Here is a 25,128-nt window from a genome sequence, read left to right as displayed (position 1 = left end):
GAGCCTGCGCTCAGGCCGGATATTTCTGGTTGCGTTCACAACCGGTTGCATTCCCCCGTAAACGCAGAGACACCTTCCATATTTATTACAGACTTTGAAGATCCATATTGGTTCGTTCCAGCATAAGTTTTATTCCCTTATTTTTGGGTAATCCTCATCGTAATTCCCCCTTTTCAATGCGCAACCGGTTGCATTTTTGCCACCAATGTACTATCGCTTTCCATATTTATTGGAAGCCCCAACAAATTTTCTTCCAGATTTCTTAGTTCCTGCTAGTAGTTATAGATTTAATCTTATTAAAACCTCATGGCAGGGGATTGCGCAATCGGTTGCATTACAGGCAATAAAAAATGAACATGTTCATCATTTTGGGTCTTCTGCATCGAACATCTTTATTATATATAATTTTACCGGATCAGCGCAACCGGTTTCACACAATATCCATAAACCGGTTGCAAGATTGGAATCTGCTGCATGTAAAACACTGCCGTTAACTGATTTCAAATGGCAGAATGATTTTACGCGGTGGCTCTTCGCCCCCCTTATTTTCCTTATCTGTAAAAAGCAGCTCGACAGCTGCAGAACCGAGATTTTCCGGAAATAAATTGATCGAATGAAACTGATGATTTGCCAATTGTAAAATAAAAGAATGATTAAAGCTTACAGCCGGTATGCTTTTGCCAGGATGGGCGCACTGCCAATGATGGTAAAATTCAAAACCGATCATGTCATCAGTCGCCATGATACTATCAATTTCCGGATGCTGCCGGATAAACTCCTCCGTTATGCCGTCATTGTTTTCCTTTTGAAGGCGGTAAATCAGTGGGGAAACGCCACGTCTTAAAATGGCTGCCTGAAAGCCTTCCCGCCTGCTGCGCTCATAAGGCCATTCATGGGAAGATTCGATAAAAACCGGGTGTTTCGCCCCTAAATGCCCAAGCAAGTATTCTGTTCCAGCAATACCAGCTTGATAATTATTATTGTCTACATAAAAATCATTTTTATCTTCAACCGGCTCGCCGATAATGACAAAGCGCAATGCCTTTTTTCGCAAGTATTCTGTTACCGGATCGCCTGCATAGGAATACAGTAAGATAAATCGCTTTACTTTCGCCTGTTCAACCATAGATTTCACGTTCTCAAAAACTTGTTCTGTGTGATCACCAATCGCAACTGACAGAACGTAGTGGCGAGGGGCCAGCTGTTTGTTGATGCCCCGTAAAATATCAATATAGAAAGGATTCCCCTGTACATTGTTTTCAGCTGCCGGAAATATAACCCCTACGACGTTTGCCTCACCAAGCGTTAAATTTTTGGCATTATAGTTCGGCATATAACCTTCCGCGGCTGCGATGTCTTGGATGCGCTGTCTTGTCTTTACGCTGATGCGCGGATTATTATTCAAAGCCCGTGAAGCAGTCGAAACGGAGACATTTGCTTTTTTCGCAATATCCCGAATGGTTGTCATCTAAATCACCTTTCTTCAGGAAAAATAACTGAATAATCGGATCGATGCAGAGCTCTTAGATAGATTTATTTTAAGCAATTATTCATAGAAATCATAGACTGAATACATGATTTTTAAATTATTTATTCATAGGGTAAGCAATGTCAGCCGACGCACAATTGACATCCAGGATCAGTTTCCCTTTGTTCTGCTTTTCTGCAGTAGAACCGGATTCACTGTGACTTTCCAAACCGGGGTTAGAAGGATGGTTTCCTTCATCATCATGATTGTCATGATCGCCATCTCCCCCCTCTATACGGTTTTCTTCCGCTTTGCGAATATTTTGGTCAAGATAATGACATGCTTATAAACTCAGTAGTCAGTATTTCAACTACTGAGACAAATCAACCTGAAATATTCATAGCTACAAATCCCATTTGATAAATTTTGTTAAATTAGTTGAAAATAACGGTATTTAATTGAGGGTTTTGCCGGCATAGCATGAAGGGCAAACGCGGCAAACAAAGCCGCGATTGCCACATTAAAGTGCCTGATGGACATCGTCATCTTCCGCCTCCCCTGCTTTTGTAAAGCGGTTCAGAACGAACAGCTGGCCGATTTCTGCCAATAAGCCAACAGAAACGAGTACAATCAGGTAGCGCACGGAATCCACATTGTGACTGTCAAACCCAGCAAGCAAGTTCTGGATATACTGTAAAGGCGAAACCCGCTGCCACATTGCAGCTGCCGAGGCCGGATCAAAGTGGATGCCGAGCGTATCCGTGAGAAACAAATACAGGCAAAGCACCATCAACAGAAGAAACATGCCGACCATCTTCAGTTGCCGCAACAAGTATACGGCAACAGCCACCATTGAAAAACTGATGGCAACGGACAATCCGATCCATGGCAAATATTATCCTCTGCGATATGCAAATAGGCAGCTGAAATTGCGCCAATCAGCAGGCCTTCCACAATTCCTGTGCCGGCAGTCAGTACAGCCGCCGGCATAATGGTCGCATACAACGGCTTTTCTTCTTCGAAAGAACTGCCGGAGGCGCGCCGTTTTTCAAAGGTTGATAGGACATAAGCCGTAAACAGTGCGGAAATGAAAAAAATCAGCACGAGATAGTACGGCACAAAACTGTCTTTTGCAGCGATCGTCCCGCTGTTTTTCGTCTGCACCGGATTGGACAAAAAGTTTAGCAAATCTTCATTCGGACGGTTGCCGATACGGCTTTTTGCCAATACACCTACGAAATTTTTCGCAAATTTCTCATCGCCCGAAAGCTTGTTGAGCAAGTTGTCGGAAAGTGAATTGGCTCGTTTAACCAAAATCTGCCCGCTCGTTTTGATGTCCCCGGCCTGCTTGTCAATTTCATCAAAGGTTGTAAAAACGGTGTCCGCAGCATGCAGGTTATGCTCGGATACTTCTTTTAATGACTCGCTTGTTGCAAGCAACGTTGTCAGCCGGTCCCCGAGGTAAACGACCGTTGTTCCTTCTTTTCCCATGCTTTCAGTCATTTGCCCGTTGTCTTTTTGAAGATCGAGCGAAGTTTGCCGCCAGTCATCCAGCTGCTGCAGTGTTGCCATAATGGCCGTATTCATATTTTCCGCCTGTGCCATGGCAGCCTGGATTTGCGATGCCATTTGGTCGGCATGGCTTTGCGTTTCTTCCACAAGCTCGAGCCAGCCGTCCGTTTTGTTTTTCAATGCTGCCGTCTGTGCGCGGACATCTTCTGAAATCTGCCCGGCAATATAAGCGGCAAGCACATCCGCGATATTCTGCTTGTTAAACAGGTAGTACAGCGAGTCTTCCGTTGCAGCATCTTTTAAGCTGCCGGCACCTGCCAAATCATCTGCATTTTTTCCAAAGTACAGTTCATACAACATTGCGGTCTTCTGATATTCCCGGATTGTTTCATTTAAACTCTTCATCAGTTTGTTTTCCGGATCATCCGTGAGCATCGTCATCGCTTGGTGCGAAATCGTATTGTTGACAATCGTGACCGGTTCTGGCTGCTGTGTGCCGCCCGCGTTTCCGCTTGTGTCCCCGGTCCCCCCATTTCCGGCGTCACCATTTCCGGGATTTTGAGGATCCGTGCCTGTTCCGGTCCCCGTGCCGTTATCCGTATTGCCGGCTCCATTTCCGGTTCCTGTGCCATTATCCGGATTGTCATTTGTTGTGCCATTCCCCGGATTGTCGTTTGCTGTGCCGGTTCCGGAGCCATTCCCCGGCGCGTTGCCAGCCCCATTTCCGGTACCGGAGCCGTTACCCGGATTGTCGTTTGCTGTGCCGTTCCCCGGATTGTCATTTGTTGTGCTAGTCCCAGAGCCATTCCCCGGTGTATTGCCGGCCTTGTTTCCGGTCTCCGTGCCGCTATTTGCCGGACTACCGCCATTGCTGGATCCGCTTCCTTTAGAACCACTGTCTCCTTTATCGCCAGCCCCGCTGTTTGCGTTTCTGCCAGTGCTCTTCGGGGTGCCGCTAACGGTTGTTTCGCCCTTACTTGCATGTGCTGCCTTGCGGGCGTCACCAGTCTTGCTATTTTTTTCCATTTTTCCGTTTTCCTTTTGGCCGCTTTCGTCATCTCCGGTTTTTCCTTTGCTGTCTGTCGCATCTTCCTGTTTGATTTTCCAGGACCAGGCAACCGGCTCAAAAAGTTTTACGTCTTCCCGATCCTTTTTCAAAATGACTTTTGCTTTGACTGAAAAAGGTCCTTGAGCCGTTTTTGGAAGCGTGACCCCGTTATCTTTTACATCGTTCGCCCCATATGTTTTCTCTTCGCCGCCAGGGAGAACGAAGGTCAATTTTTCCAACGTAAAAGCATCCGGGATTTGAAGCGTAAAGATTTGCCCGTCTTTCTTCATTTCCGGCAGGTCTGCGACTTCATCCGATAAGACAAGCCCGTTTTCTTCAAGATTTTTCTTGATATCCTCCACTTGTTCCACAATCGGCAGCGTCTCAATTTTTGCCAGAGGGGTGTATCCGAATTCTTCGTCATATTGGTTCGTAACGGAAATGACGTTTTTTAAGCCAGAAGATACTGATTCATCCAAACCGGCATTTTCAATTTCCTCTAATTTCAGTGCCGGCAGTTTTTCAATTTCGCGCTCAATAGCAGCCCGGATTGATTTATCAGGCCCTTCAAAAAACCGGTTTAACGGGACCTTCTGATCCCCCGCGTTGAAATTTTTTTGCAGTTGCCCACTAATCGACTGCTGCAGGTCGGATTGGAGAGTCGTTTCAAGGTCGTTCTGCTGCGCACGGAGCGCATTCGCCATATCAGCCAGATATTGCCGGATTGTATCGGATTCGAAGCGGATATTCGCATTTTCACCCGTTTTATTGCTGAACTGGGCGCGCACCGCTTCGTTTGCAAGGTTAAGGCCATCAAGCTGTTGTTTGACGGCTTCGCTCGTTAGCGCGTCATTTAAAGAAAGAAGACGGTCGCTGAAATTTTTGGCAAGGGAGTCGGTCATATTTTTCATTTTGACATAATCCAAATAATCGTTTTGGAGTGAGTCCCCTTCCTTTTTGCCATCTGCCAGTACACTGCTGTTGCTTTTCAGCAGATCCTGAAATCCTTTAAATACCTCTTTTGAAAGCTGCGACTGGTCCTGGACCGTTGCAAATTGCCCGGTGTATCCGGCAATCGGTGCCTTCACATGTTGAATGTAATCTGATGTATGTTTTTTTTCTTCGTTTACAAGGGCGGATACATTGTCCTGCGCGTCATGCAGATTGCCAAGGACACTGGCAAAATAAACATCGATAATCCGCCGGTTAAAATCTTCGAGTATGGAGCCGGCCGTTTTTTCAGCTTTTGCCTTTAAAGCAGAGCTGTCCGATGCATTGACTTTGTAATTGAGTACAATATTTTGCGGATTTTTGGAATCAATGGATAATGCCCTTTTTGTAAAATCGCTTGGGATGACGATCATCATATTGTATGTATTGTCATTCAGTCCATTTTCGCCATCCCGCGGCTTACAACATACCAGTCCTGGCTGTTGTCTTTTTCGATACTTTTGACAAATTCATTTCCAAATGTGTATTTTTTTCCATTAAATTGGCCGCCTTCGTCTTTATTGACGAGCGCCACTGCCATTTTCCTGTCATCATCGCTCGTGGTTCCCTGCTTTGCCGCATCTAACCCAAAATAAGAACTGCCAGATGTCAGGACAAGTATAAATAGAAGAAATGCGGCTCCCCCTGCTAACCATCTTCTCAAAACTTTTCCACTCCCCTCGTTCCTGTTTGATTGGAATTAAAATGGATGTTTCTATAGCTGTAAGCCGCGTGAAAACCGATATGGAAGTTTCAGATATGGCGAGAAAACGTAGTTTCATTCGTTCAATACACGTTTTATGCTGAATTTTTCTTTCAAAACTATAAAATGAATGAACCATTGCTACTTTGTTGCCGGCTGCAAAAAGGAATCATCTTACAAATGGATGACCTTGTCTCAATGTAAAAACTAAGGGTTTCAAGGATGATTCCCACTGATCTCGAACCAGCAACCTCCCCCCCCCAAGGTGGCGCTCTCCCAGCTGAGCTTAAGTTCATTTATAATAGGTGCATATTTCAGGTTCATTGCCCATGCCGGCATGAATGCAGCACCATCAAAGGAATAAAAATGAACAAGCGCGTCTTTCAAGATAGATAGCTTCCGTCTTGCATTTTCAATAGAGAAAAAGCCACACAACGGCTGTCGCGTGGCTCTTTGTGGAAAAAGACTGCAGATGTGTTATTGAAGCCCGAAGTTCCGGGACAATTCTTCATCATGCTGCGCAACTGCATCCGCCGTTTTGTTCAGCTGCGTATTAATGTCATGCATGAGCTGGGCAAAATTTTGTACTTTCGGCTTCAGCTGGTTGAACTGGTCATCGAAGCCCTGGAACGCACGGCCCTCCCATTCCCCACGTAATTCATTTTGCAGATTGGTAAGGTCCCTCAACAATTGTTCAATTTGCTGCCCGGCATTGCCGTAGCGCTGTGCCTTTGCCTTGAGTTCTTCAGGCGTCATTCGAATTTGTCCTGCCACCATCATTTTGTCTTTTTGAGCTGTTGTAAAAGACAGTTCAGTGGAAAGCTGCGACGGTTTTGTCTTTTTGAGCCGGTGTAAAAAGACATTTTGGTCGGCTCCTGGCCCGTTTTTGTTTTTGATCTTTTGCTTGCAGTACATCACTTGGCACATTCATTTGCCAAAAAGCGGTTTACTTTCCTTCCTTTTTTTGCTATCATTCTAAATATTTACAAGAAAAGGAGAAGATGCAATTGGCAAGAAAGACAACACCACCATTCCGCGCCGATCATGTCGGGAGTATGCTCAGGCCGGAAAAGTTGAAACAAGCCCGCCGCCGGCAAGAATCAGGCGAAATCCCAAAAGAGGCGCTGCGTGAATTAGAAAATGAGGAAATCAAAAGGATTGTGGAAAAGCAGAAAGAAATCGGCCTGCAGTCTGTAACAGACGGAGAATTCCGACGGGCTTACTGGCATTTTGATTTTCTCGAAAATCTTACTGGTGTGCAAGGATACGAATCCGGGGGCGGCATCCAATTTAAAGAAAAGCAGACTAAATCGCATTCCATCCGGATAATCGGAGATCTGGATTTTTCCGGCCATCCGATGATTGATGATTATAAATTTTTACATAGCATTGCCGGGGACCACATGCCTAAAATGACCATTCCAAGTCCTAGCATGCTGCATTTCCGCGGCAAGATTGCATACGGGCGTTACCAGGCGGATGAAGATTTGTTTTTCCACGATCTTGGAAAAGCTTATAAAAAAGCGATTGCCGCTTTTTACGATGCCGGCTGCCGCTATTTGCAGCTCGATGATACAGCATGGGCATACCTTTGCTCCGATGAACAAAAAGAACAGTTGAAAGCCCGCGGGGTGAATCCGGGCCATCTGGAAAAACTTTATGCCCGCACCATAAATGAAGCAGTCAGCGGACGGCCCGATGATTTGACAGTTACGATACACATTTGCCGGGGCAATTTCCGTTCGACATGGATTGCTTCCGGCGGCTATGAACCGGTCGCCGAAACGCTATTTAACGGCCTCAATATTGACGGCTTTTTCCTGGAATATGACAGCGACCGCGCCGGCGGATTCGAACCCTTGCGCCATGTACAAAGGAAAGACCTGCAAATTGTGCTCGGCCTTGTCACTTCCAAATTCGGCGAGCTCGAAAATGCGGACGATGTGAAGCGCAGAATTGACGAAGCCTCCAAGTATGTCCCGCTTGAACAGCTTTGCCTCAGTCCGCAATGCGGTTTCGCTTCCACAGAAGAAGGCAATCTGCTTACTGAGGAAGAACAATGGGCAAAACTATCACACGTGGTAAAGATTGCCGGGGAAGTTTGGGGATAGCCGGGCAAGTCCCGTTTGTTTTCCAGCAAAAAAGGACGATGCGCCGATCGTTTTACCGCATCGTCCTTTTTTAAATTGCCGCTTTTTCAGACCCTCACTGTTTGTTTTTCGGACAAACGCGCGGCTTGCCCTTCACTTAAGCGCCAGGTATCCCGTGCAATCATCAATTCTTCGTTTGCCGGAATGACCAGTAAAGACACTTTTGAATCAGGGGTATGAATATACGGCCCGTTTTCTTCGTTTGACTGGAAATCCAATTTTGCCCCAAGATAGGCTAAATTGGACACCACTGCTTGCCGGACGGAGGCAGAATGTTCCCCGATCCCTGCCGTGAACACAATGGCATCCACACCGCCCATCAATGCAACATAACCGCCGACACATTCTGTCACACGATTCACAAACATTTTGATTGCCAATTCCGCCTGCTCATTATGGGCTTTTGCTGCCAGCTCCACGTCGCGGAAATCATTTGAAATCTCGGAAATGCCGAGCAAGCCGGACTCTTTATTGAACATATCCATCATTTCATCAATGGTGTGCCCTGTTTTTTTCATGATAAATGGAATGATGGAAGGATCAACCGTGCCGGAACGCGTTCCCATCATCAATCCGGCCAGCGGGGTAAAGCCCATTGAAGTATTGACAGACTTTCCGCCTTGAATTGCGCAAATGCTGGAACCGTTCCCTAAATGGCAGGAAATGATTTTCAAATCTTTCAATGGTTTTTCAAGAAGCAGGGCCGCTTCACTGGCAACATACTGATGATTGGTTCCATGGAAGCCGTATTTCCGGATATGATATTGGTTGTATAATTTCAAAGGCACCGGATACAAATATGTTTCAGGTGCAAGTGTTTGATGGAAAGAGGTATCGAACACGGCTACAGCACATGCTTTAGGAAGCCTTTTCATAAAAGTCCTGATTCCGAGTAACCCAGCCGGATTATGCAAAGGCGCCAATTCGCATAAATTTTCAATTTTTTGAATCACTGTACGGTCGAGTACGGCAGAATCCGAAAAGTCTGAACCCCCATGTGTGATCCGATGTCCGACAGCTGAAATTTCATTTAAATCATCGACAATATGGTTCTTTAAAAGAATTTCAATCAAATAATCCGCAGCGTCACGGTGATCGTGAATCGGCGGTTTTTCTTTTTGGCGGAAACCGTTGATTTTATATGAAACTTCAGGGGCGTCGAATCCGATTCGTTCAAACACCCCTCCAATTAAAATACTTTCATCCGGCATATTGAAAACTTTAAATTTTAATGAAGAACTGCCTGCATTAATGGCCATTATTTTTTTCATTTTATATCCCTCCGAAAGATAACAATCTTATCCGCAACAATTTATGTGATCTCTTTCACAAATAATTATATGCATTTCCTTATAATACAAGTATAAAGAAACGCTTTGTAACAAATTTGCCTATTCCGGCGTCAAATTCAGCTAAAAATAGAGAAAATGATATTTTTTTGTTGCACTTTCATTTATAATGAGGTTAGAAATCAATGTTTGCGCTTTCCCGCCTTTTTGCATGGTAAAAGATTCATTTGTATTTTTTTGTTCAGCTTTGAACAAGATTTTGTAATCGCTTTAACGATTGCTTTTTGAAAACGGGGGCTTTGTGAAATGGAAAACAAACAGCAAATTGAAAAAGTAATGGAAATGTTTTCTTCTGCGACCGGGCTCACAGCGGTTTATGTGGATATTGACGGAAAAGAACTTTCTGATGATGATCAATTCCCGCCTGTCTGTCAAATCATCCGGCAAGTTCCGCATCTCCGGAAACACTGCCAAGCATGTGCGAAATTCGGCGGTTTTGAAACAATGAAAAACGGGCAACCCTGCATTTACAGGTGCCATGCTGGCCTCGCGGATTTTGCGGTACCGGTAAAAAGCCGGGAAAACACGCTTTATGGTTTTATCATTGGCGGGCAGGTGCGCCTGGAAGACGATGAAACTCAAGTGAAAGATTTTTTGCAGCAAGAACCGCTTGATCTGTCTTCCCACCGTGATTTTGCGGCCGCCTATAGCAAACTTCCGGTTTTTTCTTTAGAAAAATTATCTGCTTCTGCCGAAGTGCTGGGTACTTTGTCAGAATACTATTTGTCTTCCGTTTTAAATGAAGAAGCAAAACCGGCGAAGGAATCAACCGCTCAAGTGAAAAAACATGCCAGCTCCAAAAAAGAAATAAAACAAGCCCTTAAATATATTCAGAAACACATTCACCAGCCTGTCACTTTGGAAGAAGCCGCCGGCCATGTGTATTTAAGTCCATATTATTTCAGCAAACTTTTCAAAAAGGAAACCGGCGAAACTTTTGTTTCTTTTGTCAACCGTCAAAAAATGAATCTGGCAAAAGACATGCTTGCCAACGATGACTTGCCGGTTTCTTATATTGCGCACAGCCTGGGTTTTCGGGAGATCAGTTATTTCAGTAAAGTGTTCAAAAGGTATTACCAAACCACCCCGACCAGCTACAGGGCGATGTCCCGTAAGAAAGGATGACCGTGCGCGGCATGAAGGAGAATCCCATTTTTTCGAGATAGGATTTCTATTCTTTTTTTAAAAAAAACTGATTGACAAGGCACCCCGTTCCTTATATACTAAGTATTGTCCGACAGAGATGAATACGATTCCGTAGCTCAGCTGGGAGAGCGCCACCTTGACAGGGTGGAGGTCGCTGGTTCGAGACCAGTCGGAATCATCCTGCTAGCGTCAATCCGTACGTATCAACGGTTTGGCGCTTTTTTCATGACCGCTGACATAGTCGGTGACTTGTCCGAACGGTTACGGTTACCGTCACCCGGTATGTTACACGCTTCATTTAGGAGGCGTGTTTTTGATGCGTAAAAATAACCGCAAAACAGATGATCGCAAGATGGCAACAAACCTCGATAACCTGTTCGAAATTTTCTACACGATTAAAACTGCGGAAGGCCGCGCGCCTGGCACATTAAAACAATACCGCGAGAATTACCAATATTTTGCTGTTTTTTTGGACAAACGCGGTATTCCTCGTAACATTACCGATATCACCCGTAATACCATACGCGACTATATCCGTTACATGCAAACGGAAGTCATTAAATACGAAGGCCACCGGTTCAAGACGGAAGCACAACAAACAGCAGGGCTTTCGCCTAGCTCGATAAACACACGGTTGAAAACGCTTCGAGTGTTCTTCCGCTGCCTTGTCAGCGAAGGTTTACTCGACACCAACCCGACCCACGGCGTTACTAACGTACCGGAGCCGCAGGAAAAAATCACAATCTTAACACCGGAAGAAATGAAGCGTTTGACGTTCCGAATAAAAGGAGATTCACAGACTTCCGCGACTATGTACTGATGGTCTTGCTTATTGACGGTATGATGCGGATTAGTGAGGCGATCAACCTGCGGAAATCTGACTTCGATTACAAGGGTCAAACGGTAACCATTCGGGCATCCGTTGCCAAGAACCGGAAAACCCGAACCATTCCGTTAGAACATCGCACATGCCGGCTGATTAAGGAGCTGATAGCCGAAAACGAAACGGACTTCGAAAGCGAATACGTTTTTCTTGCAAATTATGGCGAGCAGATTACACGCGATCACTTCCGAAAACGGCTCGGCAAGTTTGCCGAACAGGCCGGCATCAAGCGGAATAATGCCTTCCATTTTAATCACACCATGAGAGGGGCGAAAACCAAAGATCCGCAATAGGCGGAAGGAATCCGAACAGACCCGCCTGTGTCTGTCCCAATTGCAAAATCTGTGCACCCGGCTGCTGCAGCGGCTGCGGAACCGCTGGATGATCCTCCGGGAATACGATCTTTCAGAACAGGATTGGCCGGAGTGCCGTAGTGAACATTTTCTCCCTTTCAAAACGGCTTTTTTCATTTTGTCATTCATTTTGTAAAATGGATTGTATTTCGTTCGCAGTTTCAGTATATTAATACATATAGATACTTATAGATAAGAATGGCTTACATTTTGAAATAAAGGAGAGGGGTCTATGCCCAGGCAATATGATGGTGCCGCCGTTCAGCTGGATGAAATTGACCGCCAAATTATCCAGCTTTTAAACGGAAATGGCAGAATATCGTTTACAGATTTGGCAAAGGAAATCAAACTTTCCCGTGTGGCTGTTCAATCACGCGTCCATTCCCTCGTTGAAAATGGTGTGATTGAATGTTTTACCGCTGTCGTGAACCCTGAAAAAATCGGCCTTCACCAGTCCGCTTTTTTTAATGTTGAAGTAGAACCGAAACATTTACAGAAAGTGGCCGAAACATTGGCCAAAGATCCGGCGGTTTCAAGCCTTTATCATATGTCAGGCCCCAGCAAACTTCATATGCACGGCTTATTTAAAGACAACGAGGAAATGGAACTGTTTCTTAAAGAACGGTTATATCCGCTGCCCGGCATTATGAGCGTCGATTGCCAGATTTTACTCAAACGTTATAAAAGCCGGATAGGAATGAAACTGTAAGGGGGTTGCATTGTGGAAAAACAGCAAAATGCTTATGCCCAGCTTGCCATGGCGATGCTGCGGACCGGCATTCTCGGCTATGGCGGCGGCCCGTCTGTCATGCCGCTTTTCCGGTATGAGGCGGTGACAAGGTATAAATGGCTAGATGATGACGAATTCGGGGAAACATTGGCAATCGCAAACGCGCTCCCGGGCCCGATTGCAACAAAAATGGCTGCTTACCTTGGTTACAAATTGAAAAAGACAACCGGCGCCGTGTTCGCCATTTTATTCCATATTCTTCCGAGCAGCATCGCCATGATTGCGTTGCTGTCGCTTGTATCAGTATTAAGCCATTCAAAGATTGTGGCCGGAATGATCGCAGGGGTCATGCCGGTTGTTGCCGTTATGCTTGGCCAGATGGCTTACGATTTCGGGGAAAAAACGGTCAAGGGCCTTGGGAAGGTTTTCGGAATCGCGATGTTTGTTATTTCCTTTCTCCTGCTTGAAACGATCCATCTCCATCCGGCTATTGTCATTCTGATTTTTCTTGCGTACGGAAGCATCCACTTTCGACTCGTTGCAAAATGGAGGAGAGATGAAAAAAAGAAGAAAAGGGATGAAGCGGGATGATCTGGTTCCAATTGATGCTCGGTTTTTTCATTGCAAATATCCTTGGCTACGGCGGGGGGCCTTCCTCCATTCCATTGATGTACCATGAAATTGTGACGCATTACGGATGGCTGAACGACAGCGAATTTTCCAATATGCTGGCACTCGGCAATGCACTCCCAGGCCCGATCGCGACAAAAATTGCCGCATTCGTCGGCTATGGAGCGGGCGGGTGGACAGGACTGTTAGCGGCTCTTGCCGGAACGATATTGCCGTCTGCCGTTGCATTGATTGTGTTGCTGAAAGTATTGCACAAATACCGCCAGTCTCCGGTTGTGAAAGGGATGTCTCTGCTTGTGCAGCCGGTCATTACCATCATGATGGTTGTGCTGACATGGCAGATGGCAAAAAGTTCCTTCGGCCAGATCGGCATCTGGCAGTCGCTTGGCATCGCCGTCGTCGCTTTCTGGGCCATGCATATCCGGAAGATCCACCCCGCCCTTGTGATTTGCGCGGCATTTCTCTATGGTGGCATCGTGCTTCAGCATATTGTGTAACGGGATAAGGAGAAGATGCGCCAATCGAGTAGGAGGCTAATCATTATTTGATTAGCCGACCTCTCACACCACCGTGCGTACGGTTCCGTACACGGCGGTTCTAAAGTTTACGACCGTACGACCGTACAGACAGATAATAATCCAGAAAACTTATATACCTTGCTCTTCGGAAGAGTTCGTTTGTAAGGGTTCTGGCTAAGATATGGCTGCCGGAGATTCTCCAGTAGCCTTTTCTTGTGTTAGCCCATTCCCACGCCTTTCTTTTATTGATCCCTAATTTCTTGAGCCAATAAAATTTTGTGCGTACTCTCTTCCATCTTTTCCAGGTTACCATTCGCATTCTTCTTCGTGTCCACTGGTCCAGTCTGGTTACCAGACTTTTCATGTCCGCTAGCTTGTAGTAATTTACCCATCCTCGGACAGTGTCATTTAGCCTTTTCTTTCTTTCCTCTACGCTTAATCCGTTGCTTCTTCCTGTGATTCTGCGAATTTTCTCCTTTAATTTTTGAACACCCTTCGGGTGTACCCGGAATCTGCATTTTCCTTCATAAAGGTAAAATCCATAACTCAGGAACTTGATGTTCCTAATATGTGTGATCATCGTCTTCTCTCGGTTCACTTTGAGTCGCAATTTCTTCTCAATGAATGGGAGAATGTTATGGTATGTTCTTTCACAGCTTCTTCGGCTTTTACAGAATATGATCACATCATCAGCGTAACGGACAAATCGGTGATTTCTTGCTTCCATTTCTTTATCCAATTCGTTTAACATTACATTGGCAAGAAGCGGGCTTAGTGGTCCTCCTTGTGGAACACCGAAATCATTTGTTGTCCTTATCCCTTTGATCATAACACCTGCATTTAGGAATTTATGGATTAAGGAGATTACACGTCCGTCGTGAATTGTTTCACTCAATATCTGGATAAGCTTACTATGGTTTACTGTGTCAAAGTACTGTTCTAAGTCCAGATCTACTACATACTGGTATCCTTCATTTACATTCTTTTGGCACTTGAGAAGTGCCTGATGTGTACTTCTATGTGGTCGGAAACCATAGCTATTGTCTGAAAACTTTCTTTCATATATAGGGATTAGGACCTGCGAAATGGCTTGTTGGATGACTCGGTCTACTACCGTTGGTATTCCAAGTTTCCTTGTTTTTCCGTTGTCTTTTGGTATTTCTACCCTTCTAACGGGTTGGGGCTTGTATGTCCCATTTCGAATGGAGAGGACGAGTTCCCTCTGGTGTTCAGTTAGGTATGCCAAAAGTTCACCTGTTTTCATTCCATCGACACCGCCCGCACCTTTGTTTTTCTTTACCTTTTTATAGGCACGGTGCAGGTTATTACTTGAAAGGATTCGTTCGAGCATCCATTCGTTCTGTCTGTTGGTGTTAGTGGTGTTGTTTTCGGTTATCCTCTTGAAACTATGCCCTCTGTCATATCCTTCCTGTTCCGCAGTATCTTTTTGACAGCAGGTTTCTTCCTGTTTTCTGCATTTGTTCGTTTCTTCGGTAACTTTCATTGACTTCCACTTCCTTTAGTTCAGCCCTTCCTTCGATGCCCCAGGCATCTCCGTACTATGGCTTCTGCTGACTTCTCACGGCAAATCTTGTTTCAACCAGGTTTCATACTCTGTTTCCACCTGTCCGTGAGACCTCCCGTGGTAAGGTGATTCACTTTCATTCCATGTACCCGCACCATTTACGTTTCCACATCCGGATAGCTTTTGGGCTTTGACTTGTTCAGCAGCCTTACCCTGTGAGAGTACGCCTAATGATGTTCGTGTTCCTCGGGTCAGAATTTTGCCTCCAGCTTCCTTCAGATTCCATCTCACGATGGACACCCTTGCTCTTGGCTAATGGTTGGTCGCTATCTACCCCCATAGCGGACTTACACCGCCTAGCGAATCGCCATGCACGGCGCACCAAAAAACCTGGATGCCTGATGAAGCAGGCATCCAGGTTTTTTACTCTGTTTCAGTTTTCTGATCGTTTAGCGTTTGGGCGAGTTCAATAAAGAAGTCAAGTGCTTCCGGATTGGCCATTGAACCCCTGTTCACGACTTTATCAACCGGAAAGCCGAGCAAAATTTTACGGATCGGGACTTCCAGTTTCTTTCCGCTCAATGTTTTTGGGATTTGTTCAACTTCATAAATTTCATCCGGGACAAAGCGTGGCGAAACTTTCGCCCGGATTTCGGTTTTGATGCGGTTTTTTAACGTCTCATCCATATGCCGGCCTTGCTTCAGGGCGACAAATAGCGGCATGAACGATTGCCTGCCGAGATGTTCAAGGTCGATGACAAGGCTCTCGATAATTTCATCAATGCCTTCGACCGCCCGGTAAATTTCGCTCGTGCCCATGCGAACGCCCTGGCGGTTGATCGTGGAATCGGAGCGGCCATAAATGACACAGCTGCCTTTTTCATCAATCTTGATCCAGTCCCCGTGCCGCCATACCCCCGGATAGACATCAAAATAATTTTCGAAGTAACGTTTGTTGCCTTCATCCCCCCAAAAATACAGCGGCATTGACGGCATCGGATCACAAATTACCAGTTCCCCGACTTCATTCACAACCGGCTTGCCTTCCTCGTCAAATGCCTGAATATTTGCGCCCAGCCCGCGCGTCTGGATTTCGCCGGCATGAACCGGCAAAACAGGCGACCCGCCGACAAATGCAGTGCAAAGGTCCGTCCCCCCGCTTGTCGAAACCACCCATAAATCCGCTTTGACATTTTCGTAACACCAAATGAAACCTTCTGCCGTAAGCGGGGATCCCGTTGACAAAATTGCTTTCAGACGGGATAAATCATGTTTTTCCTTCGGCTTGACGCCGGATTTCATGCATCCACTAATGTACCCCGCACTTGTGCCGAAGTGGGTCATGCCGGTTTTTTCCGCCAAATCCCATAATGCATCCATATCCGGATATGCCGGGCTGCCATCGTACAGGACGACCGTCGCCCCGGCCAGCAGGTTGCCGATTAAAAGATTCCACATCATCCAGCCGGTTGTGGTGAACCAAAAATACACATCATCCGGCTCCACCCCTTGTTCGACTTTTAAAATTTTCAAGTGTTCCAAAAGGATGCCGCCCTGTCCCTGGACGATCGGTTTCGGCAGGCCGGTTGTGCCGGATGAAAATAAAATCCACAGCGGGTGATCAAACGGTACAGGTTCAAACGCGAGTTTAGCTTCTTCTTTCAGCACTTCCTTAAAGGAGACCGTGCTGCTGTCCGGTTTTATCTCTCCAAAATCCATATAAGGCACCACGATGGTTTTCTTTAATGTTGGAAGTGACGCCTGCAGTTCCGTGATGTTTTTTCGTTTGTCAAAAATCCTGCCGTTATAGGAATAGCCGTCAACAGCAAATAAAACAGCCGGTTCGATTTGTTTAAACCGCTCAATGACGCTCTCGTTGCCGAAGTCCGGGGAACACGACGACCAGACCGCGCCAATGGAGGCACATGCCAGGAAAGCAATCACCGTTTCCGGCATGCTTGGCATATAGGCCACTACCCGGTCTCCTTTTTGGACGCCAAGATTTTTCAGGTACTGTGCCGTTTTTGCTGTTTTTTCCTTCAGTTCCTGCCAGCTGACTTCCCTTTGCCGGACGGTTTCCGATTGGAAAATGAGCGCAGGCTTGTGCTTTCTGCTGTTTCGGAAAACGTGCTCGGCGTAGTTCAGCGTGGACCCGGCGAACCATTCGGCACCGGGCATTGTCCTTGATTTCAGGACTTGTTCATACGGCGTATGGGAAATGACACCGCAGTATTCCCAAATGCTTTTCCAAAACGTTTCCAGCTGATCCACGGACCATTTCCAAAGATCCTGGTGGCGCTGAAATGCCAAGCCGTATTCTTTTTCCAGCCATTTACGGTAACGGGTAACCCCTGCTTTTTCAATCCGCTCCCCTGACGGCTGCCATAATAATGCCCCTTCTGTGACCGCCTTCACTCGGTTTCCTCCCCATCTGCGTGATATATTTTGTAAGCGTTGTCTTTTACTATTTTACCAAGACATGAAATATTTCGTCAACGAATGAAAAGGCGTTTCATGGAAAATGGGGAAAGGCCCTGCACGCTTCTTGCCTCTTCTTGGATCATACAAAATGTCAAATAGCAGCTATGTTCTTGGCGCTTTTTTCGTCCCGTTATGTTTCTCCAGTTCCGTTGCAGAACCATCATTTGGGCAGGCGGCCGTATAAAACTTTCCCGGATACATATGCTATTGGCTGTACGAGGAGGTGATTTTGTGGGAAACCAGAAGAATAACAACCAAAAGAACAACAGCCAGCAAAACAAAAATAATATTGCGGAAGATGTAAAAAATACGGCAGGTGCCGCTTTTCATGCTGTCCATAAAGGGCTGGAAACGACAGAAGATGTGGCGATGAACGCTGTGGATGCAACTTCAAATGCAGTCAACAATGTGACGGGCGGATCGCAAAACAATAAAAAATAAAAAGTGCCGGGAAAGAAGCGTTCACTTAGGGATTGAAGAAAAACTTAAATGAACAGCTTCAAGCGGGGCAAAAAAGACCACATAAGAGTTTTTATACTCCTGTGTGGTCTTTTTTTTTACATTCAGCTAATTTTGTCCCAATAGTTCTATAATCAATAGTTTATCTGCAATATCCTTAATAAAATGAGGAATTTCCTCTATATGTTGTGCAATAGCTTTAGCTTTTCCTGGTTTTGAAGAAATATGATATTTTTCAGATATGGTTTGTTCCATTGAAGTATAATCATCTATTGCTATACGTAAATAGGATTCAAAGTCTTTACCGAAGTATGCATAATCGGCTCTAACAATACAATTTTCAGTTTCTGTATCCCATTCTTCTTCGCAAAAGATGCCATTAAACACATCCCTAGTCTTTGATGCATTCCTGTCACAATCAAATATGGCATAACAATTGTAACCGTATGCTTTAAATAACCTCCAGTACAAGGGGATTGCATCCTTACCGCGACAATTAACAATTTCGGTTCCATGTTCAGCTAAAGAATATCCACTACGTTTTAAATACACTGGCAGAGCAAAATATTCAGTAGCTCCCTCCACTAAAATGATTGTTTCGGCAAACATTCCTTTTAACTGGTCTGAAAATAGTTTTGTTGAGTAAAAATCAACTATGTTTTCTGGTGACACACAATTCTCTGGAACACCTGACCCTATACAAAAATCGCAAAGTTGTTGAGCGGATAGTTGTATTGCTTTAGTAACTCCACCCTCTTTATGTACTCGAACAAGTCCGTCTAAGTATTCTGCATCTATGAATTCTGTGGAATGTGTTGAAATGATTACTTGAATACCACATGAACACATATCTACAACATATTCCTTTAACCATCTTTGAGCTAAGGAATGGAGATGAGCTTCTGGTTCTTCAATAATCAACACAAAATTTTCACCTGTGAATACTTCCATATATGCTTTAACAAAAGCCATTAATAAGACTTGCTGTTCACCAGTGCCGAATTCTTCAAATCCACGAATATTATCTCCCTCTTTTGCATAGATCCGAAGTGACTTTGCATAATTGTTTGGATCATAGGCTGAAAAATCCACAGCCAATGAATGAACAAACCCTTTTACTGCCCCCTTTAGAGCTTCAGAAAATCGATTAAAAAAACCAGAGAATTCATCAGTCTGTTCAAAGGATGCTGTAATTTGATTAAAGGCTTGTGATAATTCATCTTTGTGTTCTGTACTTAAGGCTTCATGTATTTTCTTTGAAAATTTGCTTAACAGGGAGTAGCTACTACTATAATTAAAAGCGCTCTGGATATTTCTTTCAGCATGAATCAAGTAAGATTGACAAGCGGAACGCTCTTCATTTTTTATATATAACCTATTTCCATTAACATCGTGAAAAAGATTATTATTAGCCTGTCCATTATAATTATAACTTATAGTTATCACATCATGTCCATTCCCTCTACTATCATAATGTAAAGGCTCAGAAAATTTAGCAGTTATCTGTGCGGTAGGATATTCACTTTGATTACGTTTAAAGTAATCACTTTCCAACATCTCAATATTTGTTGGATACCTTTCACCAAGTAATCTATTTATAGCTGATAATATATTAGATTTTCCTGCGTTATTCGGTCCAAATAGGACAAGTGGCTTATTTTGAGGAAGTTTAAGAGCCACTTTTTCTATCGATCGATAATGTTTAATTACAATTGCTTCTAACCTCAACCTTTCATCCCCCTAAATTAAATTACTCTGCCAATACTTCTTTAATAATCTGAGCCATCTGTTTGTTGTTTAACTGATCACGGAAATAAACAGTGTATCCATCTTTCGAGAGCATATCAAAGAAAACACGAGCACAATCAATTTTTGCTTTTTCTGTACCACGTAAGTCGGATTTATTTTCTACGTCTTTTGTTTCGACTACAATGTTAAGCTCTTTCTCACCGGAAGCCTTTCTTACAACATACATGAAGTCTGGACTGTACATTCCACCGGTAATAGTCGGTATGGCAATGCTGCTACGTGGAATTTTTCCATATACAATGACTTCTTCGATGTCCGACATAATATTCTTTTGTTCCAACGGTGAGTCATAAGCGAAAGCATCATATAAATACTTCTCGCTTGGTGTTCCCGGAGCTATCTTTGTGCCGATACGTCCCTGTGCAATATCTTCACGTGGAGAACCGTCTGAATAGGTAAGTGCTGTTGCACCAACAGGCGTATTGCTTTTTGCATAATGGAATCGACCTTGCAAATTATTGCTTCTCCAGTCATGAAATTGTTGGATAAACATGCTGACAGAATTTTCATTAATACGTTCTGGATTTATAGTTCCATTCCTCTTAACATACTCACACAATGCCTCATGCAATACTTTAATTGGAATGTTTGTAGCATTTGTGATCCTCTTAAGAAATTCATTGTAGGGAATAGGTTTGGATACTATATATTGGGCGCCTGTATCTGAAACAATCATCATCTGTGAGCCATCGCTCTTAACGATATCTCTGGAGCTAGTCATGACAACGTCTGTAAAAACACCGGGTTTTTCCAGCAAGGATAAAACAACTTTAGCCATATCAGCATCCAGATCATCATCATAGAAAAGTAGGTATCGTTGATTGATTGCTTCCCATAATTCGCGTATTTCACTGTAAACAGCTTTGCGGATTTTTACAGGTCTTGGTTTTGCTACATTTCGGTCTTTTACCTTACCTGAAGACAATCCTGTAGCAAAGTCCGGGTATTCTGCAAAGAAAGCGTCCCTTGTATCAGGTTTTATATTTAATCGCCTGTCTATGTAATGTTTATCATATAGTGCATCAAAAAGCTCATCAGAAGTCATGCCAAGCTTCTTGGCCACTTGTTCCAATCTTTCTTCGCTAATAGAAGAAGCTTGTGGAATTTCTCCGTTTATTTGGTCTATTAATCGTTTAGCAAAGTCTGCCTCTGTGAAGTCGACAATATAATTAAGCTGGAATTCTTCATTGGAGATTCGATTACCATTCTCATCTACAGGTAGTCGTAAACCTCGTCCAACCTCTTGCAGTTTACTATTTTCGCTTCCGCTAGAACGAAGCTTAGCTATCGTAAATACATTAGGGTTATCCCAGCCCTCTTTAAGTGTCCATTTTGAAAATAGAAAACGTAAAGTATTGTAGCTACCGTCTTTATTCTTAAACGAGAGAAGCTGCTTCTTTCCATGAAGGATGGTTTCTACTTCTTTTGCTATATCTTCATCCGAATCGCTATTGTCCTGTGAAAAATAGCCAGCATGGCAAGCAGAAATATCTGCAAGACTTGCCTCCAGATATGCCCGATATTCTGTATCATGCTCACTGAGGGTAGATAGCACCGATTCTATTCGTTCCTTAAGCAATCTCTCAAAAGCTTGTAATAGATAAGGGGTTTTACCTTCCTCGTTTGGTCTGTATGATGATATATCATCGATAAAGAATAATGCCAATGTCTTGATCTTGAAATTGCGTCCACAGAAGTTTGCTTTTTCTGTTTCAAAATGACGTTCGAGGGCAAGGCGTATCATCTGCTCTTGATAAGAGGTCATATAGATATCCACATCCAATTCCTCACCAGATGACTTTTGAATGCCATTAGAAAACTCAACTGTTGATTTGCCAATAGCATGAATCGTAATTCCCTCAAAAGCTTCATTAATGATAGATAGTGAATCTCCAGTTTTAAGAGTAAATGTTTTAGTCGATTCATCACGCTTTTTATACTGAAAGGTAACAGAATCCTTGCTTGTGATGGAAGTGATTTTCACCTTTTCTTCACGCTTAGATACCGGTTCAAAATGTTCCTTCGTTACTCCCTTAATCAAATTCTGATTAAAGGCTTCACAGGCATTTAAATCATAGAGCAGGTTTTGGTAGTCTTTTACGGTTATTTTGTTTTTTCCACGTCCACTTGTAGTTTCAGGGAAGGTAGCACCAAAGCGTATAATACACTGTGGTTTTATTTCATCAACGATAACCTTAAATGCCTTCTGGTCACGAGAAAATCTGTGTGGCTCATCAATAATAACAACAGGGTTTGTTGCACGAATAGCATCAAGTGGTCTATAAAAACCTTCTACTCCATAATCATAGTCGTCACGGCTAAGCATACCATTTGATCGGACAACAAGTAGTTGCATATTAACTAATAATACATAAATCTTCTTCGTGTTCTGGCAAGAACCTTTTACAAAGTCGCTCACAACACTCGGGAAATAGGAGCGCCCCTTTTTCTTGTTTTTTGGTGCTTCTAGTACTCCAACCTCAATTTCTGTACCATAACCACAAACATCGGAAAAATGTCGCTTTACATATTCATCACGCAAAAACTGTGCAGTTCCTGCTTTAATCGCAAGTGAAGGTACAGCGATAATAAACTTATTAAGTCCGTAACGTTTATGAAGTTCATATATAGTATGAGTATAAACGTAAGTCTTTCCTGTACCAGTTTCCATTTTAATATCAATATTCAAATAGTCACCAATAGGCATACTGCTTCTATATTCTGCAGGTATATTTTTTTGAATTTCTCTAATATTTTCAGCTAGTTTAGGGTCAGAAAGAGAAATACTTGGGTTTTCATAAAATTGCACAGGAGGAGTTATCTGTACCCCATTCAAAGCAGCACTTATTGCATCTACAGCTTTTTGTTGGTGTGGTAATCCTCGTTGTAGGATAAGTTCCATAACATACCCTCCAATCAATAACGGATATCGAAGTTGATACGCAAGTTTTTCTCTGTATCCTTCAACCGTTTCAAATTAATTTTTAAAGCTTCCATTTCCGTCCATGTAAAACTATAACCGAATAACACCACGTTCTCAGGATTAAAGCTGCCGTCAGTTTCATATTTTACTACAATGGCTTCAATCGCCTTATTAGACAATTCCGGGTCAATTAGGTAAAGATGTTTTCCTATATAATAGCCATTGTATCCAGCAAAATTTAACTCCTCAGCATCTGCTGTAAGTCCATATCCATCTCTAACAAGCCACGTTGCAAGGACGGTAGGTTTTCCAAAATCACTAAGAATGTCTTTGTCAGCAAATAATTTATTTTCAGTAGGGTCAAACTTTTCAAGCTTGTCTAGAGTGTTTTGCTCAGGCTCAACCAATGTATAGTGCTTAAAGCCAAGATCCGCTGTTGTATCTGGATAATCTTCCTTTATTTCAGTTGCTGCACGTCTTATTCGTTCCATGCCAATTTCATCGATAGTTTTATAACCAGCTTTTTCAGCATCACTGTTTGGAAGAACAGGTTCGGGGATTTGCACCATAATAAACTTCCTACGGCCACTATCCTCAGCATTTAACTGCATTACAGAATGTGCTGTTGTAGCAGATCCTGAAAAAAAGTCAACAATTATATCATCCTCATTCATTCCAACTTTAATTAAATCGGAAATTAATGAAAGTGGCTTAGGAAAGGAGAAAATTTTACCTCCCAACAGCTCCTCGACTTCAGCGGTTCCACGTCTACTGGAATACTTTGTGTCAGATAAAATGCTACGAATTAATTTTTCATTATGACGCATCTTTTGTACTATGCGATATTCGTCTGAATTTGTTCGGTAGCCGATAATCTCTTGATTCATATACCTTCTTGCTTTTTCTTTTCCCCATCTCCAAACAAACTGAACATTGTTTCTTAACGACTTCGGTGGATATATTTCAATAGAATTATCTCTTTCTTCTAATCCAATTTTAAAGAATCCATCCTCACAAGGTTCATCAAGGTATAAATAAAATGGATAAAATAAGTTAGGACGGTTTCCTTTATGAAAAGCTTCATTACTATTATATAGAGGATGAATATTAAATCCCCCTTTGTCATCTATGTATTTAAAATTCTTATCTGTATCCGGTAACATGTTAGTTTCTGTTTCTTCATTATTCTTTACATAGAAAAGACAGTATTCATGCATTTTACCTATATGTCCGTAGTCACGTGCATTTGGTGTTGAATTAATGACAAAATTTCCAACAAAATTTTCTTCGCCAAAAACATCATCACATAGTAATTTTAAGTTATGACATTCATTGTCATCAATACTAATATAGATTACACCATTATCTTTAAGTAAATCTCGAGCAAGTAAAAGGCGCGGGTACATAAACATCAACCAAGCAGAATGAGAAGCCGAACCACGTTTTGTTAAGTCTAAAATACGTTGTGCCTGTTCTTCGCTAATACTTAGTTTTTCCGAAAGTTCTTCCACAGTAAAATTGAACTGGTCATTATACACAAATCCATCTGTTCCAGTGTTATAAGGTGGATCAATATAAATGCATTTAACTTGACGTGAATAGGACTTCAAGAGATGCTTTAACCCATCAAGATTGTCGCCACTTATGTAGATATTTTCACTGTTCATATTTTCTGGTTTTGAGTTATGTTCCTCGTCCGGCACAACAACTGTTGTAGTATCAATTGAAGCCAGCAATCGGGCATAGTTTTTACCCAAAAACTTAAGTTCATAACCCTCTCCCGTTACAGCAATCTTATCACTTAAAAATTCCTTAAACCGCTCAATATCAAAGGACCCATCTGCCTTAAAACATGAGGGGAAATTTTCTTTTAATACAGCCATTTCTCGACTGTTCGGTGTTGCACTATCATTGGCATTCATAATATCCTTAATCATTGTTATCATTCACCTTGCCTTTCTCAATTTTATCAGGTACAAACTCTAAAATATCACAAATGTCACATTCTAAAGCTGTGCATATTTTTTGAAGTATTTCTGTATTTACATTTTCGTTTCTGCCAAGCTTTGTGATAGTTGCCGAGCTAACACCGGAAAGGCGTTGCAAATCTTTCTTTTTCATATTCTTATCAATTAGCAGCTTCCATAGCTTGTTATAATGTATTGCCATTTTTTGCACCTCCCACAAATATTAATAATTATATCACAAAAACACGCTATAAACAGTATAAATTTTTAATCTCACATTATTTTTCGTCTATTTCAATCACAATTTTCTATTTATGCATTTAATCAAAGGGGTTCAAATCAAGACTTTTAGACAAAAAAGTCTGTAAGTCTATTTGTAAAACCAAAGGCAAAGTTATAACATTAATCTTTCTTAAACTAAATATCACTTCCGCTCAAATTTGAGCAAAAGCATATGCATTACAGCCGTCTTTTCTGGCAAATA

19 protein-coding genes, 1 tRNA gene and 2 pseudogenes are annotated in these 25,128 nt (G+C 43.0%); 9 read left to right on the top strand and 13 right to left on the bottom strand.

Annotated elements, in window-relative coordinates; genetic code table 11:
- Nucleotides 1-490 precede the first annotated feature (490 nt).
- The 5 genes from OF158_RS05640 to OF158_RS05620 form a co-directional block, all read right to left on the bottom strand.
- On the bottom strand, nt 491-1,468 hold the full coding sequence (locus OF158_RS05640) for a LacI family DNA-binding transcriptional regulator (protein WP_035181985.1): 978 nt from the start codon (nt 1,466-1,468) through the stop codon (nt 491-493).
- A 520-nt stretch (nt 1,469-1,988) separates the two neighbouring features.
- Nucleotides 1,989-2,360, bottom strand: coding sequence for a hypothetical protein (locus OF158_RS05635; protein ID WP_128890942.1), 372 nt, complete (start codon nt 2,358-2,360; stop codon nt 1,989-1,991).
- Nucleotides 2,285-5,395 carry a type VII secretion protein EsaA gene (locus tag OF158_RS05630; protein WP_229035822.1) on the bottom strand — a complete coding sequence of 1,037 codons (3,111 nt, stop codon included), beginning with the start codon at nt 5,393-5,395 and terminating at the stop codon, nt 2,285-2,287. The genes OF158_RS05635 and OF158_RS05630 overlap by 76 nt, the downstream gene beginning before the upstream one ends.
- Nucleotides 5,396-5,412: 17 nt before the next feature.
- Nucleotides 5,413-5,682, bottom strand: coding sequence for a YhgE/Pip domain-containing protein (locus OF158_RS05625; RefSeq protein WP_225620960.1), 270 nt, complete (start codon nt 5,680-5,682; stop codon nt 5,413-5,415).
- Between the two features lie 516 nt (nt 5,683-6,198).
- Nucleotides 6,199-6,495, bottom strand: coding sequence for a WXG100 family type VII secretion target (locus OF158_RS05620; protein ID WP_035181994.1), 297 nt, complete (start codon nt 6,493-6,495; stop codon nt 6,199-6,201).
- A gap of 227 nt (nt 6,496-6,722) precedes the next feature.
- Here OF158_RS05620 and OF158_RS05615 point away from each other — a divergent pair, with 227 nt between their 5' ends.
- Nucleotides 6,723-7,832 carry a 5-methyltetrahydropteroyltriglutamate--homocysteine S-methyltransferase gene (locus OF158_RS05615; protein ID WP_035181986.1) on the top strand — a complete coding sequence of 370 codons (1,110 nt, stop codon included), beginning with the start codon at nt 6,723-6,725 and terminating at the stop codon, nt 7,830-7,832.
- Nucleotides 7,833-7,918: 86 nt separating this feature from the next.
- On the opposite strand, the gene OF158_RS05610 is transcribed toward OF158_RS05615, so the two are convergent.
- Nucleotides 7,919-9,142: an acetate/propionate family kinase gene (locus tag OF158_RS05610; protein ID WP_035181988.1), complete on the bottom strand. Its 1,224-nt coding sequence runs from the start codon at nt 9,140-9,142 to the stop codon at nt 7,919-7,921.
- A gap of 324 nt (nt 9,143-9,466) precedes the next feature.
- Between OF158_RS05610 and OF158_RS05605 the strand changes: the two genes are divergently transcribed.
- The 4 genes and pseudogenes from OF158_RS05605 to OF158_RS17615 form a co-directional block, all read left to right on the top strand.
- Nucleotides 9,467-10,345: a PocR ligand-binding domain-containing protein gene (locus OF158_RS05605; protein WP_035181989.1), complete on the top strand. Its 879-nt coding sequence runs from the start codon at nt 9,467-9,469 to the stop codon at nt 10,343-10,345.
- A gap of 126 nt (nt 10,346-10,471) precedes the next feature.
- Nucleotides 10,472-10,544: transfer RNA gene (locus OF158_RS05600), tRNA-Val, on the top strand.
- Nucleotides 10,545-10,682: 138 nt separating this feature from the next.
- The gene (locus OF158_RS05595; RefSeq protein WP_225621019.1) at nt 10,683-11,186 is read left to right on the top strand and encodes a tyrosine-type recombinase/integrase; all 504 of its coding nucleotides are present in this window, start codon (nt 10,683-10,685) and stop codon (nt 11,184-11,186) included.
- Nucleotides 11,186-11,455, top strand: a pseudogene (locus tag OF158_RS17615) (tyrosine-type recombinase/integrase); the annotation flags it as partial. The gene OF158_RS05595 and the pseudogene OF158_RS17615, both read left to right, overlap by 1 nt.
- 21 nt (nt 11,456-11,476) lie before the next feature.
- Here OF158_RS17615 and OF158_RS05585 read toward each other — a convergent pair.
- Nucleotides 11,477-11,697: pseudogene (locus tag OF158_RS05585) on the bottom strand (amidase family protein); the annotation flags it as partial.
- Between the two features lie 137 nt (nt 11,698-11,834).
- Between OF158_RS05585 and OF158_RS05580 the strand changes: the two are divergent.
- The 3 genes from OF158_RS05580 to OF158_RS05570 are packed head-to-tail and all read left to right on the top strand — an operon-like array spanning nt 11,835 to nt 13,459.
- The gene (locus OF158_RS05580; protein WP_035181990.1) at nt 11,835-12,311 is read left to right on the top strand and encodes a chromate efflux transcriptional regulator ChrS; all 477 of its coding nucleotides are present in this window, start codon (nt 11,835-11,837) and stop codon (nt 12,309-12,311) included.
- Between the two features lie 12 nt (nt 12,312-12,323).
- The gene (locus tag OF158_RS05575; RefSeq protein WP_014095678.1) at nt 12,324-12,923 is read left to right on the top strand and encodes a chromate efflux transporter ChrB; all 600 of its coding nucleotides are present in this window, start codon (nt 12,324-12,326) and stop codon (nt 12,921-12,923) included.
- The gene (locus tag OF158_RS05570; protein ID WP_014095679.1) at nt 12,920-13,459 is read left to right on the top strand and encodes a chromate efflux transporter ChrA; all 540 of its coding nucleotides are present in this window, start codon (nt 12,920-12,922) and stop codon (nt 13,457-13,459) included. The genes OF158_RS05575 and OF158_RS05570 overlap by 4 nt, the downstream gene beginning before the upstream one ends.
- A 100-nt stretch (nt 13,460-13,559) precedes the next feature.
- Here the strand turns inward: OF158_RS05570 and ltrA are convergent, their stop codons facing one another.
- Nucleotides 13,560-14,984: a group II intron reverse transcriptase/maturase gene (gene ltrA, locus OF158_RS05565; RefSeq protein ID WP_043052507.1), complete on the bottom strand. Its 1,425-nt coding sequence runs from the start codon at nt 14,982-14,984 to the stop codon at nt 13,560-13,562.
- Between the two features lie 444 nt (nt 14,985-15,428).
- The gene (locus OF158_RS05560; protein WP_035181998.1) at nt 15,429-17,420 is read right to left on the bottom strand and encodes an acetoacetate--CoA ligase; all 1,992 of its coding nucleotides are present in this window, start codon (nt 17,418-17,420) and stop codon (nt 15,429-15,431) included.
- A gap of 297 nt (nt 17,421-17,717) precedes the next feature.
- Here OF158_RS05560 and OF158_RS05555 point away from each other — a divergent pair, with 297 nt between their 5' ends.
- Nucleotides 17,718-17,927: a hypothetical protein gene (locus OF158_RS05555; RefSeq protein WP_019721868.1), complete on the top strand. Its 210-nt coding sequence runs from the start codon at nt 17,718-17,720 to the stop codon at nt 17,925-17,927.
- Nucleotides 17,928-18,053: 126 nt separating this feature from the next.
- Here OF158_RS05555 and OF158_RS05550 read toward each other — a convergent pair whose 3' ends face one another.
- From OF158_RS05550 to OF158_RS05535, 4 genes are read right to left on the bottom strand one after another with little or no spacing between them, the layout of a single operon-like run.
- Nucleotides 18,054-19,673: an ATP-dependent nuclease gene (locus tag OF158_RS05550; protein WP_035182000.1), complete on the bottom strand. Its 1,620-nt coding sequence runs from the start codon at nt 19,671-19,673 to the stop codon at nt 18,054-18,056.
- A 22-nt stretch (nt 19,674-19,695) separates the two neighbouring features.
- A complete protein-coding gene (locus OF158_RS05545) occupies nt 19,696-22,656 on the bottom strand; it encodes a type III restriction-modification system endonuclease (RefSeq protein WP_035182002.1) in 2,961 nt (986 codons plus the stop codon).
- Nucleotides 22,657-22,670: 14 nt separating this feature from the next.
- Nucleotides 22,671-24,614, bottom strand: coding sequence for a site-specific DNA-methyltransferase (locus OF158_RS05540; RefSeq protein ID WP_035182004.1), 1,944 nt, complete (start codon nt 24,612-24,614; stop codon nt 22,671-22,673).
- Nucleotides 24,607-24,846 carry a helix-turn-helix domain-containing protein gene (locus OF158_RS05535; protein ID WP_012103576.1) on the bottom strand — a complete coding sequence of 80 codons (240 nt, stop codon included), beginning with the start codon at nt 24,844-24,846 and terminating at the stop codon, nt 24,607-24,609. Before OF158_RS05535 ends, OF158_RS05540 begins: the two co-directional genes overlap by 8 nt.
- Between the last annotated feature and the right edge of the window lie 282 nt (nt 24,847-25,128).

The organism is Weizmannia sp. WK01 (assembly GCF_025905465.1).
Taxonomy (GTDB): Bacteria; Bacillota; Bacilli; order Bacillales; family Bacillaceae_C; genus Weizmannia; species Weizmannia faecalis.
This window is presented reverse-complemented; position numbering and strand designations above follow the sequence as displayed.